We start from the raw sequence: 14,292 nt of genomic DNA, 5'->3' as shown, positions 1-14,292 counted from the left end.
CGACAACAGTTGCCTCACCGACGAGTCGGTGGCCGGCCGGGTCCGGCAAGGATGGCGGGTGTTCGCTCTGCTGACCACCGCGGTTGTGGTGCTGTCGGTGGGTATGGCCATCGGCCTGCTGCCCCGCAGCGCCCGCGCACGCTACGTCCGGACCGCCGCGCACCTGCTGATCACCTCGCTCGGTATCCGGATCGAGGTCCATGACGATCGACCGGACCACCTGGATCACCCGGACCACCAGACCGGTTCGGGCCCCCGGGATCGATCGGACCACGGTCTGATCGTGTCCAACCACATCTCGTTCCTCGACGTGCTCGCGATCGCTTCGGTGAGGCCGGCACGTTTCGTGGCCAAGGCGGAACTGGCGACCTGGCCGGTCATCGGCCCCATCACCCGCAGGCTCGCGGTGATCCCGATCCGGCGGGAATCGTTGCGCGAACTCCCCGCCGTCGTCGACACCGCGCGCGGTGGTCTGCTCGCCGGGGACAACGTGGGCGTCTTTCCCGAGGGCACCACGCGGTGCGGGCGGGGCGGTGGCCGTTTCCGGCCCGCGCTCTTCCAGGCGGCGGTCGATACGGGTGTCCCCATCTACCCGGTGGTGGTGAGTTTCCACACATCCACCGGCGAGCTGAGCACAGCTGCGTGCTTCATCGGCGCCGACGACATCGGCGACACGATGCGCAGAGTCCTGGCGGCGAAGGGCCTCGTCGTCCGAATACAGATGTGCGAGCAGCAGCTTCCCGGGGACGACCGTCGTGAGCTGGCGTTGCGTTGCGAACGAGTCGTGTTCGGCCATCCGGTTGCGCTGACCTCGGAGGACACCACCTCGGTGGCCCTCGCGGCTTGATCCGGGCACGGCAGCTACCAGCGGGAACAGAACCACCTGCAGATGTGGTTATCCTTGGTTGGTCATGTTCTCAGCCGATCGAAGCCCGATTTACCTCGACCACGCCGCCGCGACCCATATGGTTCCCGCCGCAGTCGTGGCGATGAACCAGATCCTGGGCACGGCCGGCAACGCTTCCTCGCTGCACGGATCTGGTCGCCGAGCGCGCAGGCAGCTCGAGGAATCTCGCGAATCGATCGCCGCGTCGCTGGGTGGGCGTCCGTCCGAGGTGATCTTCACCGGCGGTGGAACAGAGAGCGACAACCTGGCCGTCAAGGGAATCTTCTGGGCGCGCAACAAGCCCGACGCCGCCCGCCCGAATGGCAGGCCGCGCATCATCGCCTCCGCCATCGAGCACCACGCCGTGCTGGACCCGGTGCTGTGGCTGGCCGACTCTGCAGGCGCCGAGGTGACCTGGCTGCCTGTCGACAGTCGCGGACTGGTCGATCCCGCGGACCTGCGCGCCGAACTCGCCGCTCACGCCGACGAGACGGCTCTGGTCAGCGTGATGTGGGCCAACAACGAGGTCGGCACGGTCCAGCCGGTCGTCGAACTCGCCGCGATCTGCCGTGAGTTCGGTGTGCCGATGCATTCGGACGCCATCCAGGCTGCCGGCCACCTGCCGATCGATTTCACGGCGAGCGGCCTCTCGGCGATGAGCGTGGCCGCCCACAAGTTCGGAGGCCCTCACGGCATCGGTGCGCTGATGCTGGGTCGCGATGTCGACTGTGTACCCCTGCTGCACGGGGGCGGACACGAACGCGATGTCCGGTCCGGTACTCCGGATGTGGCAGCTTCGGTCGGAATGGCTGTAGCGCTTGATCATTCGGTTCGTGAGCTGACGACGACGATGCCTGCTGTCGCGACACTGCGGGACAAGCTTTTCGACGTGCTCACGCGGTCCACGGATGACTGTGTGATCAACGGGCCGCTCGGCGATGACAGGTTGCCCGGGAACGTGCACGTCTCGTTCCCCGGCTGCGAGGGTGATTCGCTCCTGATGTTGCTCGACGCCAACGGCATCGAGTGTTCCACCGGGTCGGCGTGCACGGCGGGGGTGGCGCAGGCCAGCCACGTGCTGACCGCGATGGGCGTTTCCACCGCCCGCGCCCGCAGCTCGCTGCGGTTCTCGTTGGCCCCGTCGACGACCGCAGAGGAGATCGACGCCGTCGGAGCGGTCATCGGCGAGGTGGTGTCGCGGGCACGGGCGGCAGGAATGGCGACGGCTATGGCGGGAGAGCGCTGATGCGGGTACTAGCGGCGATGAGTGGCGGAGTCGACTCTGCCGTGGCGGCAGCACGTGCCGTCGACGCCGGTCACGACGTGGTCGGCGTGCATCTCGCCTTGTCCACCGCCCCGGGCGCCCTACGCACCGGTTCACGAGGTTGTTGTTCGCGCGAAGACGCCGGAGACGCCCGCCGCGCCGCCGACGTGCTCGGAATCCCTTTTTACGTATGGGATTTCGCCGACCGCTTCAAGGACGACGTGATCGACGAGTTCGTGGCGGCCTACGCGGCCGGCCAGACCCCGAATCCGTGCCTGACGTGCAACGAGAAGATCAAGTTCTCGGCATTGTCAGAGCGCGCGGTCGCGCTGGGTTTCGATGCCGTGGCCACCGGACACTACGCACGGCTCGAGGACGGGGAACTGCGCCGGGCCGTCGACGAGGACAAGGACCAGTCCTACGTGCTGGCCGTGTTGACCCCGGAGCAGCTCTCGCGCGCGATGTTCCCGATCGGTGACACCCCGAAGGACCAGATCCGCGCCGAGGCCGCAGCTCGCGAGCTGTCGGTGGCGAACAAGCCCGATTCCCACGACATCTGCTTCATCCCGACCGGCGACACCCGAGCCTTCCTCGGTGCCACCATCGGTGTCCGGCCCGGAAAGGTGGTCGACGCCGACTCCGGTGCCGAACTCGGCGACCACGAGGGTGTGCACGGATTCACGATCGGTCAGCGCAAGGGGCTGGGTATCGATGCCCCGGCCGCAGACGGCAAGCCTCGCTACGTCACCGAGATCGACCCGGATTCCGGCACGGTCACGGTGGGATCGTCTGAGCACCTGCAGGTCTGGACGATTGTTGCGCGCCGTGCCATCTGGACCTCGGGCACGACGCCGACCGAACCCTTCGAGGCGATGGTGCAGGTCCGCGCACATGGTGGGCTGGCTCTCGCCGACGTCGAACCGATGAACGGCGACGGCACCGACGGCGTGGAGGGGCCGGCATTCCGGATCAGGCTCCGCAGTCCGTTGACCGGAGTCGCCCGTGGACAGGCGGCGGTGCTCTACCGGCCCGACGCCGACGCGGGCGATCTGGTGCTCGGCAGCGGCCGGATCGCGGTCACCGGTTCGGTCCCTGGCGAACTCGCCACCAGCGCGGGCAAGTGACTTCCATCCCGGTGGGCACCGGGACCGGCGTCGGGTCGATGCCGGGGCTCGACCCGCTTCGAGCTGCCGAGATCAGCGTAGGCGAGTGCGAGTTCGCGTTTCTTCCCGAGTTACCTGCGCGTGGGCTCGGCGCCGACATGGTCGGTCGTGCGGCGGCACTGCTCGTGGACATGCCGATGGACTATGCCGCGTCGGGGTACCGACTCTCGACCAGGCAGTCGGTCATGGGCAGGCGGAGTCGTGACTTCCTCAGCGCCGACCTCGACGCGTTCGAGGAGGCGTGGGAGCGGGCGGGCCTGCGTGGCACCGATCGGACGGTGAAAGTGCAGGCCTGTGGACCGTTCACTCTCGCCGCGTCGGTTGAACTCACCAACGGGCACAAGATCTTGCACGACCGTGGGGCCTGGACCGATCTCGTCGATTCGCTGGCCGAAGGCCTTCGCGTGCATGCCGATCAGGTCCAGAAACGGACGGGTTCCACGGTGGTCGTGCAGATCGACGAGCCGATGATCAGCCGGGTGATCGAAGGTTCGGTGACTCCGCTGACGCGGTTCAACATCATCAACCCGATCCCCGAGCAGGTGCTCGCCGAACAGTTCGACAACTTCATGACCGTGGTCGACAGGCCTGTGATCCTGCATGACTGCTCGGCGAACGTTCCCTGGAATCTGCTGGCACGCACTCGTTTCACCGGCGTCAGCGTCGATCTCGCGCAGATACGGACGGCAGACCTCGACGGCATCGGTCAGCTCCTCGACGAGGGCCGGGACGTGATCATCGGGGCAATACCCGGTACCGCCCCGGACCCCATACCCGCGGCAGAGCAGGTCGCTGCCTCATGTGCAGAACTGACCGATCGGATCGGTCTGTCGCGCAAGGTGCTTGCCGAGCATGTCGTCATCAGTCCGGCCTGCGGACTGGCGGGTGCGGACGAAGAGTGGGCCAAGACGGCTCTCGCGCTGTGTTCGACTGCGGCGCAAGGGTTACTGGCGGACCCGACCGCAGTCTGAACCACTGCCGGGAACATTTCGCCGCCGGGTCGACTCTGACCTGTATGAGCTATTACGAACGGACCTGCGGTCGCCCGTCGAGGTGCAGCCCGCGCCGCCGGTCAGGCGGCCGAGCGCTTTTTGTACCAGAGCCACCCTGCTGTCACCAGTATCGCGCCCACCAGCGAACCGATGATGCCGCTGGGCCGGAAATCGAGGCCGTCGCCGGCGATGAGGCTGATGAGCAGACCGCCGATGAATGATCCGACGAGGCCGGCGACGATGGCCAGACCCCAGTTGATCCCACCTTCGGGTCTACCGACGATGAGTTGGGCGCCGGCGCCGATCAGCATGCCGAACAAGATGAGACCGATGATGAGCATGCGAGGAGTATATGCAGGTGAGGTCGCGTGTCCTGCCGCCGCCACACCCATCGATCAGCGAAGTTCTGCAGGTCGCTCTCCGTCATCGAGACGGGCGATCAGCTTTTTCGGAGCGATCAGACGGTAGCTCGCGTCGAGCAGTTCTGCGACCTCCCGCCAATCCGGTTTCTTCGACAAGTCCAGACCCAGCCAGCCGTACGGACCCACGTACGCCGGATAGAAGAACCGGGCATCCTGCTCCAGGGCGGCGCGGTCGGTCTCCTCGGCCTTGAACAGCAGGGAGGTCTCGAACTGTGGCCCTCCCTTGACCCCGCCGCCGTACATCCCGAACATCTTGCCGCCGCGAAAGGTGGGCCGACCGTGTGCGACGACCTCCGTCGCGTCAGGAAACGCGAGCGCGACCTCGCGAAGCCGGATCAAGACCGGGTCGTCGTCGGAGAACATGATCGGGTGCGGCATGGGACCAGCGTAAAAGACCTCGGATGATCTGTCGGTCCACTCGACTATCTTGGTTGAGTGGCCGACAGTGCAGATATCACCGAAGAGACGCCCGCTGAACCGACGCCGTCCGCGGCCAGGGAGACGTGGTCGAAGCTGGCGGAAGAGCTGCGTGATCACCAGTTTCGTTATTACGTGAAGGATGCGCCGGTCATCACCGATGGCGAGTTCGACACGTTGCTGCGCAACCTCCAGGCGCTCGAAGAGCAATACCCGGAGCTGGCGGTCGCCGATTCGCCGACCAAGCTGGTCGGCGGTGGTTTCGCGACCGAGTTCAAAGCGGTCGACCATCTCGAGCGGATGATGTCGCTGGACAACGTTTTCGACGCCGACGAGATGCGGGCGTGGGTGGCCAGGGTGGAGGCGGACGCTGGGACCGGCCTTGACTACCTCTGTGAACTCAAGATCGACGGGGTCGCACTGAGCCTGGTGTACGAGAAGGGTGTGCTCGTCCGCGGCACCACCCGCGGAGACGGACGAACAGGGGAGGACGTCACCCTCAACGCCAAGACCATCGACGACGTCCCACATCGTCTCTCCGAATCGGACGAGTACCCCATCCCCGACCTGCTCGAGGTCCGCGGCGAGGTCTTCTTCCGGGTCGAGGATTTCGAGGCGTTGAACGCGTCCCTCGTAGAGGCCGGCAAGGCGCCGTTCGCCAACCCGCGCAATTCCGCCGCAGGTTCCCTGCGGCAGAAGAATCCGCAGATCACCGCGCGGCGCCGACTCGGCATGATCTGCCACGGGCTGGGCCGGCTCGAAGGGATGACGCCGAAGACCTTGCACGACATCTATCTGGCACTCGGGGCGTGGGGGCTACCGGTGTCGAAGCACACCACCAAACTCGTTGGCGCCGAAGCCATCTTGGAGAAGATCGAGTACTGGGGCGAACATCGCCACGACGTCGAACACGAGATCGACGGCATTGTCGTCAAGGTCGACGACTTCAGCCTGCAACGTCGACTCGGATCCACCTCGCGAGCGCCGCGCTGGGCCATCGCCTACAAATACCCGCCCGAGGAAGCGACCACGAAGCTGCTCGACATCCTGGTCAACGTGGGCCGGACGGGCCGCGTGACCCCGTTCGCCTCGATGACTCCGGTGTTGGTGGCCGGGTCCACCGTCTCGATGGCAACGCTGCACAACGGATCCGAGGTCAAACGCAAAGGCGTGCTGATAGGTGACACCGTCACCATCCGCAAGGCGGGCGATGTCATCCCGGAGGTGCTGGGGCCCGTCGTCGATCTGCGCGATGGCACCGAGCGCGAGTTCGTGATGCCGACGCACTGCCCCGAGTGTGACACCGAGTTGGCGCCGCAGAAAGAGGGTGACGCCGACATCCGTTGCCCAAACAGTCGATCCTGCCGGGCGCAGCTACGCGAGCGGTTGTTCCATATCGCCGGCCGCGGTTCGTTCGACATCGAGGCGCTGGGTTACGAGGCGGCGTCCGCCTTGCTGACCAACAATGTCCTCGACAACGAGGGTGATCTGTTCAGTCTCACCGAGGACGACCTGCTCAAGACCAATCTCTTCACCACGAAGGCCGGGGAACTCTCAGCCAACGGCAAACGGTTGCTTGCCAACCTGGCGGCAGCCAAGAAGGTACCGCTGTGGCGAGTGTTGGTGGGTCTGTCGATCAGGCATGTCGGGCCGAGTGCGGCGCGGGCGCTGGCCACCGAGTTCGGCAATCTCGCGGCGATCGAGTCCGCGACGGTCGAACAGTTGGCTGATGTCGAAGGTATGGGAAACACGTTGGCGCAGAGCGTCGTCGATTGGTTCGAGGTGGATTGGCACCGGGAGATCGTCGAGAAGTGGCGGGCCGCGGGGGTGCAGATGGAAGATGAGCGTGATGCATCCATCCCGCGCAACCTCGAGGGTTTGAGCATCGTCGTGACCGGGTCACTGCAGGACTTCTCGCGCGACGGAGCAAAAGAAGCGATCCTGGTCCGCGGCGGCAAGGCGTCCGGGTCGGTGTCGAAGAAGACCGCGTTTGTCGTCCTCGGTGAATCTCCCGGCTCCAAGGCGGCCAAGGCGGAGCAACTCGGGGTGCCGATCCTCGACGAGGACGGATTCAAGAAGCTGCTCGCCGAGGGGCCCCCGGCGGCGGAGCCGGACGCCGCGGACTCGGACGAAGAAACCGAAGACGCGGACAAGACGGTCGAGGACTAGGGCTGGGCCAGCACCGTCGTCACGATTTTCGAGAGGTAGCCCAGGCGGGTGATCTCCGAGGGGCGGAAGTCGGGCCCACCGGGACGGCCCAGGAGCAGTGCCTTGCCCGGCGAACCGATTGGTGCTGCGGCCAAGCGGGTGTCCATGTCCCGCCATAGTGCGGGCACCCAATCCGATTCCGGATCGAGTTCCTGAGCGTGGGTGATCGGCAGCCAACTCGCATCGGTCACTTGGGTTTCGGGAGCACTGGAGCTGCCGAACAGTTGAATGGCGCCGGCGCCGCCCGAGGTGATGATGGTCGCCCAGGCCACGCGCAGTACACCTGGAGCTGCGTCGACGAGCACCTGCAACCGTTCGCGGCCCGCACCGGCGATGTCGTTGACGAGTTCGAGTTCGCGATGGGTCTCGAGGACTCCGGTGTAAGGCCGAATCGAATCGACCCGGACACCGTCCACCTTCTCGGCCGCGGTGATCAGGGTGTCGGGTAGGGCGCCGCGCGGTACCTCCACGACGATGTCATCGACCGCGTAGCCCTCGCCGCGCTCGACGACATCGAGCGACAGGATGTCGGCACCGATGGAGCCGAGCGAGACAGCGAGCAACCCGAGAGATCCGGGGCGGTCTTGGAGGTAGACGCGCAAGAGGTATGACACGCCGGATATTGTCGCACCGCGCGCTCACCCGCGCCGCGCGCCCGGTCGCGACCGCCGTCGGACCCGGTCAGAACTCGCTGGGACCGGGGACCGTTCCGGGCAGGGGTTCGATGGCGACAGCGGTTCCGTATGCGCAGACCTCGATGCCGGTACCGCCGAACTCGGTGGTCTCGAAACGGAACGCTGTGACCGCGTTGGCGCCGCGTTGCTGGGCTTCGTTTGCCAGGCGCTGCAGCGCTTCCTGGCGGCAGTCGTGCAGCAGCTGGGTGATGCCTTTGAGCTCACCGCCTGCCATGGCCTTGAATCCGGCGCCGATGTTCGAACCGATGTTTCGGGAGCGAACCGTGAGGCCGAAACACTCGCCGAACGCGTAGTTGATCCGGTAGCCGGGGATCTCATTGGATGTGACGATGATCATTCGTCGACCCTACCGAGCAGGCGCGATGTCGGCAGGGTTATGCACTCGCACCCAGAAGGCGGGACCATGACGTCATGGTTACCGAACGCAGTCCACAAGACTCCGGTGATCCGACCGAGCAACAGTCGAATCTGCCCGATCGGCAGGACGATTCAGATGTGACCACATCCGTTGCCCGACGGATCGAACCAGAGCGCGAACACGACTTTGTCGCCTGGACCGATGCCGGCATCGCGCTGGCCCGGACTTTCCCCGGATTCCTGGGTGGCGGCTGGGTCCGCTCGTCCAAGATTCGCGACGAGTACTACGTGATGTACCGATTCGAGACCCACGCACAGGTCGACGACTGGGTGTCCTCGCCGGTCCGAAAGGCGTGGTTGTCGCGCGGGGAAGGCATCGCCGTCGAGTACGCGACCCATCGTCTGTCGGGTATCGAGGGTTGGTTCGAGCCGCAGTCGACGTTGACGAACGCGGTTCGGATCCTCAATGCCCCGCCGCCGCGCTGGAAACAGGCGATCACCATTTGGCTGGGCTTCTTTCCGTTGAGCCTGGCCATCAACTTCCTGGTGATCGCTCACCTGGGCGCCCTGCCGTTGGTGGTCAAGACCCTGATCGCGACGTTGATCAACACACCGCTGATGGTCTACCTGGTCCTGCCGTGGATCACCGCCCGGCTCAAACGGTGGTTGTGACCGGACGGCCTGCCGGGGGAGTGCGCTCGGCGACTAGTCTGGTTCGGGGTCCGGCCCACGGCCGTGAGCCACTCCACCGACTTTAGAAAGGGTGCATCTGCGTGTCTGCCATCTCGCGCGATGAGGTTGCGCATCTGGCCCGGCTGTCGCGGCTGGCGCTGACCGACGACGAACTCGACCACTACGCAGGACAGCTCGATTCGATCCTGTCGCACGTCGCCAACATCTCCGAGGTCGCCGCCGCCGACATCCCCGGAACCGCGCACCCGGCCGATCTGGCCAACGTGCTGCGGCCCGATGTCGTTGTTCCAGGCCTGACTACGGAAGAAGCGCTGTCCGGCGCGCCCAACGTCGAGCAGGGACGATTCGCCGTACCGCAGATCCTCGGAGAAGACGAATGAGCGCCGCTACCCGCGAGTCCGGTGCCATCACGGGACAATCCGCCGCCGAACTCGCCGAGAAGATCCATTCCGGCGACCTTTCCGCTGTCGAGGTCACCCAGGCCCACCTGGATCGCATCGGCGAGGTGGACGGTGAGCTCCACGCCTTCCTGCACGTGAACTCCGGTGAAGCGCTCACCGCTGCCGCCGAGGTCGACAAGGCTGTCGCGGCCGGACAGCCGCCTGCCTCGCCACTTGCGGGTGTTCCGCTCGCGCTGAAGGACGTGTTCACGACCACCGACGCACCGACCACCTGCGGCTCGAAGATGCTCGAGGGTTGGGTGCCCCCGTACGACGCGACGGTCACCGCACGGTTGCGTGCCGCCGGGATCCCGATCCTCGGCAAGACCAACATGGACGAATTCGCGATGGGGTCCTCCACGGAGAACTCGGCGTACGGCGTCACCCGGAACCCGTGGGACACCACCAAGATCCCCGGCGGATCCGGTGGCGGCAGCGCTGCGGCGCTCGCATCGTTCCAGGCTCCGCTCGCGATCGGCACCGATACCGGTGGTTCGGTGCGTCAGCCCGCGTCGGTCACCGGCACCGTCGGCGTCAAACCGACGTATGGCACGGTCTCGCGCTACGGCCTCGTTGCCTGCGCGTCGTCTCTGGATCAGGGCGGGCCGTGTGCACGCACCGTGCTCGACACTGCGCTGCTGCATCAGGTGATCGCCGGACATGATCCACGTGATTCGACGTCGATCAACAAGCCCATCGCCGACATGGTTGCGGTTGCGAAAGCCGGTGCGGCCGAAGACCTCTCCGGTGTCAAGATCGGGATCGTCACCGAACTCCAGGGCGAGGGCTATCAGGCCGGCGTGCTGAGCTCGTTCAATGCTGCCGTCGAAACCCTCAAAGAGCGTGGCGCGGAGATCGTCGAGGTCTCGTGCCCTCACTTCAGCTATGCGCTCGGCGCGTATTACCTCATCCTGCCGTCGGAGGTGTCGAGCAACCTCGCGCGGTTCGACGCCATGCGGTACGGGCTGAGGGTCGGCGACGACGGCAGCCACAGTGCAGAACAAGTGATGGCCTTGACGCGGGAAGCGGGCTTCGGTGCAGAGGTCAAGCGGCGCATCATGATCGGAACGTACGCACTGTCGTCGGGGTACTACGACGCGTACTACGGCCAGGCCCAGAAGGTGCGGACGCTGATCGCCCGCGACTTCGCCAAGGCCTATGAGTCGGTCGACGTCCTGATCTCACCGACCACCCCGACGACCGCATTTGCGATCGGCGAGAAGGTCGACGATCCGCTGGCGATGTATCTCTTCGACCTGTGCACCCTGCCGGTCAACCTCGCGGGAAACTGCGCGATGTCGGTGCCGTCGGGCCTGTCGGCCGACGACGGTCTGCCCGTCGGATTGCAGATCATGGCCCCGTCTCTGGCCGACGAGCGGCTCTACCGCGTCGGTGCCGCCTACGAAGCAGCCCGAGGCCCGATCGTCTGACCCCCCGTACCCCGAAGATGGGGCCTTTTGGCGCTGCCCACCTGGGCATATGGTCGCCAAAAGGCCCCATTTTCGGTCTATCGGGGGCAGCTGGGAACGGTGAGTCCCTGCTCCGTGCCGTACTGATGCCCGTGGCCGGCGGGGTACGACAGCGCACCGATCAGGTCGGCGCTCGCCTGGACGAAACTGGCGACCGGAGACCACGGCGGCCTCGGCAGGTCTGAACTGGTTGCCGGCGGCATCTCTGGTGGGTGCCACAGCAGTCGCGGCGACCATCGCACGACGGGATCCGAGCCGTTGGCGACCACGGTGGTCCTCGCTGCTGCGAGTGTGGCCGAACCGGCAGGTGCGCCGACCAACACCGTGTGGCAGATGGAGTCCGGAGCGCGGCGCTCCGCCCATGACCGGGCAGCGTCGGCACCCACGGCGCCGAGGCTCTGCCCGTAGACATAGATGTTGGGCCGCAATGATTCCGGAGCGGTGCTGACGGTGTGCACGAGCGCGGACACCAGCGCGACGGCGCTCGCGCGGGCCGGTTCGGGACTGCTCAGAAAGGCCTGCCAGGACGGGATGTCGCTGTACTGCAGCGCGATCACGCTGACGTCGCCCCCGAACCGCGTCTCGAATCCCTTCATCGCGTCGCCGTCGACCCAACCCGATCCGGTGGGCACCGCGACCACCACCGCGCCGCGCTCCATACCTCCCGCGGTCTGCCAGTGGTGCACGGTCGCCGCGGCGCGGTCGTCGAAGTCGCTGTCGGCGCCCTCGAGTGAGCCGTAGATCCGTAAGGAGGAGGGTTGCGCGTCGGCGCTGACAAAAGTGGTCGCCACCGCGTCGACGGGGTTCGCGCCTGCGGGTGAAGGCATCGCCGTGAGCGCCACGGCTGCGGCGAGCACCGCAATCGCGGCGCGGCCCCGGCGACCCAGCGTGCATGCTGCCGCGATGACCACCGACGGGGCGAGCGCGGTCAGAATCCACGCCGCGCCGACCGGCCGCATATCGAGTGCGCCGCGGAGATCGTTCTGCCACAACACCATAGCGGTGAAGAACGCGACACCGAGGGTGCCTGCGACGGCGGCCACGATCCGTCGCGATCGGTCGCCGCACGACCGCCAGTGACCCGCGATCGCGCCGAGCAGGGCGCCCAGGCCACCGAACGCGGCGAGCAGCAGTCCGGCGAACAGACCGGTGCGCGGTAGTGAGCCAGGCGCCAACGCAACAGCGGCGCCCATCAGCGCACCGATGCTGACGAGGGAATGAGGCCACCGCTGCGCGCTCATCGCAGGCCTGCCAGCGACATGATCTCTTCGCCGCCGCGGGCGAAGGTCGATGCGATGATCGCCGGCGTCGACTCCTTCGCCACCGGAGCGTTGTCGCGCTGGCGCCAGGTGTTGAAGGCAACGCCGGCATGCGCCAGATCGGCTGTCCAGTCGCAGACCGGGTTACTGCAGGTCTGATGCATTCTGTCGCCCAGCATGCGGTCCAGGGCGACGCGGGCCCATCCGCCCAACGGCGTGCCGTTCCTGGCGGCGAGCCGCAGCAGGTCGTACCCGAAGTCGTGGACCTTGCACGGCGCCTCGAATCGGCCGGGCAACGGGACCGGCGACGAGCAATCGCCTGCGGGATCGGTGGGCGCGCCGTCGACCAGGACCGGGCGGTAGCCCATCTCCGCCTCGAAATCCGCGGGTAGAACCGACAGGGCGACCGCGGGGTCGGGGCCGACGAGAGCGGCCACCGCGGCACCCGCGGGCGTGTGCAGGTCAGCGGCGTCGGCATACGGACCGGCGGCCGACGCCACCGCGGACGCCGGCCACATCCCGAGTCCGACCACGAACGAGATCGCCAAGCTGGACAACAACATTCGACTTCGTGCTGCGTGCATGAAGCCAATCTAGGAATGAATGGCACGAGCCCACATCGGTCGGATGTGGGATCGCGGGCCGACCTGCCGGCGTGAGGTCGGCCGCGGGTGTGCGCCGAAAGTCAGACCGTCATCTCCCTCTCAGGTATGAGGACCGATGAGAGTTCGGTGGCTACCGTGAGCGCAATGAGACTGTGGAATGCCGCCACCGATTACGTGGTCGACGAGGCGAAGAAGTTGCCGATCGCCACCGAGCCCGCGGTCGCACACTTCCTGGGTCAGAAGATCAACCTCTTCTTCACCCTCGTCGCGCTGATCATGTACTCGATTGCCTGGCCGACCCTGGCCGTGACGCACGAGGTGCAGCCGGCCATGTTGCCGATCATCTCGGCGTTCGCCGCCTTGCCGATCATGTTCGGATGGTCCAACCCGACCCTGGGGTGGGCCATCTCGGTGATCTCGGCGCAGGTCATCGGCCTGACCGTCGATCGGATCAACGATTGGAACTACACCATCCAGGTGGTGCACCTGATCGAACTGCTGGTGCTGACGGTGTTGGCCTACTTGCGGGCACCACTGCGGTTGTTGCCGGTGTTCTGGGCGGTCTCGTGTCTCGTGGTCTACATAGCGGCGCCGCCGGAAGCCGAGGACGGCTGGGTGGTGGGGCTGACCATCGCGGCAGTGATCTGCGTCTTGATCCGGATCATCCTGCGGTCCCGTGCGCAGTTGGCCCAGCAGACCATGCTGAAAGACACCGAGAAGTCGAAGAACGCTGTTCTCGAAGAGCGGACGCGGATCGCCCGAGACCTTCATGACGTTGTGGCGCACCGGATGTCGGTGGTGGTGGTGCAGTCGCAGACCGCGAAATACCGGATCGACGGCGTGGGGGAGGCCGCAGCTGCCGAATTCGACGCCATCGCCGATGTTGCACGAGAGGCCCTCGACGAGGTCCGGGTCATGCTGGGAGTGCTTCGGCTCGAAGATGATTCGCCTCGTGCGGAAGCGTATGCACGCAACCCGAACCCCGGGATCGCGGACATCGACGGCATCGTCGCCGCGACCAGGGGGGCCGGTGTCGACGTGAGTTATCAACCGTTCGACTCCGGTGCGCACGTCGGGGATGCCTGCGCGCTGGTGGCGTACCGCATCGTCCAGGAGTCGCTCGCGAACGTCACCCGCTATGCCGCCGGTGCCCGGGTCGACGTCGTCTTGTCGGTATCGGGCGACGATCTCGACGTGGTGGTGTCGAACACCGTGCCGACCGCCAGTCCCATCAACCTGGAATCGGCTGGCGGTCAGGGAATTCCGGGAATGCTCGAACGCGCCAAGGCCGTCGGCGGAGTGCTCTCGGCGGCACCGCAGCCCGACGGGGGCTTTGTGGTCCGGGCCCGACTGCCGCTGCGGGCCGTCGGCACACCCGGACTCGGGCAATGGGGTCCCGTCGCCGAGTCGGCCTGAAAGTAG

15 protein-coding genes are annotated in these 14,292 nt (G+C 66.4%); 9 read left to right on the top strand and 6 right to left on the bottom strand.

Annotation, left to right across the window (positions count from 1 at the left end; genetic code table 11):
* Positions 1 to 58 precede the first annotated feature (58 nt).
* The 4 genes from BFL43_RS20310 (at position 59) to BFL43_RS20295 (ending at position 4,284) form a co-directional block, all read left to right on the top strand.
* On the top strand, positions 59 to 847 hold the full coding sequence (locus BFL43_RS20310) for a lysophospholipid acyltransferase family protein (protein WP_168176685.1): 789 nt from the start codon (positions 59 to 61) through the stop codon (positions 845 to 847).
* A gap of 64 nt (positions 848 to 911) precedes the next feature.
* Positions 912 to 2,132, top strand: coding sequence for a cysteine desulfurase family protein (locus BFL43_RS20305; RefSeq protein ID WP_084894265.1), 1,221 nt, complete (start codon positions 912 to 914; stop codon positions 2,130 to 2,132).
* A complete protein-coding gene (gene mnmA / locus BFL43_RS20300; protein ID WP_084894264.1) occupies positions 2,132 to 3,274 on the top strand; it encodes a tRNA 2-thiouridine(34) synthase MnmA in 1,143 nt (380 codons plus the stop codon). Before BFL43_RS20305 ends, mnmA begins: the two co-directional genes overlap by 1 nt.
* A complete protein-coding gene (locus tag BFL43_RS20295; RefSeq protein WP_084894263.1) occupies positions 3,271 to 4,284 on the top strand; it encodes a vitamin-B12 independent methionine synthase in 1,014 nt (337 codons plus the stop codon). The genes mnmA and BFL43_RS20295 overlap by 4 nt, the downstream gene beginning before the upstream one ends.
* A 101-nt stretch (positions 4,285 to 4,385) precedes the next feature.
* Here the strand turns inward: BFL43_RS20295 and BFL43_RS20290 are convergent, their stop codons facing one another.
* Both BFL43_RS20290 and BFL43_RS20285 read right to left on the bottom strand, forming a co-directional pair.
* Complete coding sequence (locus BFL43_RS20290; RefSeq protein ID WP_084894262.1) at positions 4,386 to 4,646, bottom strand: hypothetical protein; 261 nt, start codon at positions 4,644 to 4,646, stop codon at positions 4,386 to 4,388.
* Positions 4,647 to 4,700: 54 nt separating this feature from the next.
* Entirely contained in the window at positions 4,701 to 5,105 is a 405-nt protein-coding gene (locus tag BFL43_RS20285) for an MmcQ/YjbR family DNA-binding protein (protein ID WP_084894261.1), read from the bottom strand.
* 57 nt (positions 5,106 to 5,162) lie between these two features.
* On the opposite strand from BFL43_RS20285, the gene ligA reads away from it, so the two are divergent.
* On the top strand, positions 5,163 to 7,313 hold the full coding sequence (ligA, locus tag BFL43_RS20280; protein WP_084894260.1) for an NAD-dependent DNA ligase LigA: 2,151 nt from the start codon (positions 5,163 to 5,165) through the stop codon (positions 7,311 to 7,313).
* Here the strand turns inward: ligA and BFL43_RS20275 are convergent.
* Both BFL43_RS20275 and BFL43_RS20270 read right to left on the bottom strand, forming a co-directional pair.
* Positions 7,310 to 7,975 (bottom strand): amino acid-binding protein, encoded by a 666-nt coding sequence (locus tag BFL43_RS20275; RefSeq protein WP_084836643.1) that lies wholly within the window; start codon positions 7,973 to 7,975, stop codon positions 7,310 to 7,312. The genes ligA and BFL43_RS20275 overlap by 4 nt on opposite strands.
* Before the next feature lie 58 nt (positions 7,976 to 8,033).
* Positions 8,034 to 8,384, bottom strand: coding sequence for a YbjQ family protein (locus BFL43_RS20270; protein WP_084836644.1), 351 nt, complete (start codon positions 8,382 to 8,384; stop codon positions 8,034 to 8,036).
* 74 nt (positions 8,385 to 8,458) lie between these two features.
* On the opposite strand from BFL43_RS20270, the gene BFL43_RS20265 reads away from it, so the two are divergent.
* From BFL43_RS20265 to gatA, 3 genes are all read left to right on the top strand, one after another.
* Positions 8,459 to 9,076, top strand: a complete 618-nt coding sequence (locus BFL43_RS20265) for an antibiotic biosynthesis monooxygenase (RefSeq protein ID WP_084894259.1) — start codon at positions 8,459 to 8,461, stop codon at positions 9,074 to 9,076.
* A gap of 101 nt (positions 9,077 to 9,177) precedes the next feature.
* Complete coding sequence (gene gatC, locus BFL43_RS20260) at positions 9,178 to 9,477, top strand: Asp-tRNA(Asn)/Glu-tRNA(Gln) amidotransferase subunit GatC (RefSeq protein ID WP_206186716.1); 300 nt, start codon at positions 9,178 to 9,180, stop codon at positions 9,475 to 9,477.
* Positions 9,474 to 10,967: an Asp-tRNA(Asn)/Glu-tRNA(Gln) amidotransferase subunit GatA gene (gatA, locus tag BFL43_RS20255; protein ID WP_084894257.1), complete on the top strand. Its 1,494-nt coding sequence runs from the start codon at positions 9,474 to 9,476 to the stop codon at positions 10,965 to 10,967. The genes gatC and gatA overlap by 4 nt, the downstream gene beginning before the upstream one ends.
* A gap of 77 nt (positions 10,968 to 11,044) precedes the next feature.
* Here gatA and BFL43_RS20250 read toward each other — a convergent pair whose 3' ends face one another.
* Together BFL43_RS20250 and BFL43_RS20245 are read right to left on the bottom strand one after the other, a co-directional pair.
* Positions 11,045 to 12,247, bottom strand: coding sequence for an alpha/beta-hydrolase family protein (locus BFL43_RS20250; protein WP_084894256.1), 1,203 nt, complete (start codon positions 12,245 to 12,247; stop codon positions 11,045 to 11,047).
* On the bottom strand, positions 12,244 to 12,849 hold the full coding sequence (locus BFL43_RS20245) for a hypothetical protein (protein WP_240498380.1): 606 nt from the start codon (positions 12,847 to 12,849) through the stop codon (positions 12,244 to 12,246). Before BFL43_RS20245 ends, BFL43_RS20250 begins: the two co-directional genes overlap by 4 nt.
* A gap of 165 nt (positions 12,850 to 13,014) precedes the next feature.
* Here BFL43_RS20245 and BFL43_RS20240 point away from each other — a divergent pair, with 165 nt between their 5' ends.
* Entirely contained in the window at positions 13,015 to 14,286 is a 1,272-nt protein-coding gene (locus BFL43_RS20240) for a histidine kinase (RefSeq protein WP_168176684.1), read from the top strand.
* Positions 14,287 to 14,292 lie beyond the last annotated feature (6 nt).

The organism is Williamsia sp. 1135, from assembly GCF_002095395.1.
Classification (GTDB): domain Bacteria; phylum Actinomycetota; class Actinomycetes; order Mycobacteriales; family Mycobacteriaceae; genus Williamsia.
This window is presented reverse-complemented; position numbering and strand designations above follow the sequence as displayed.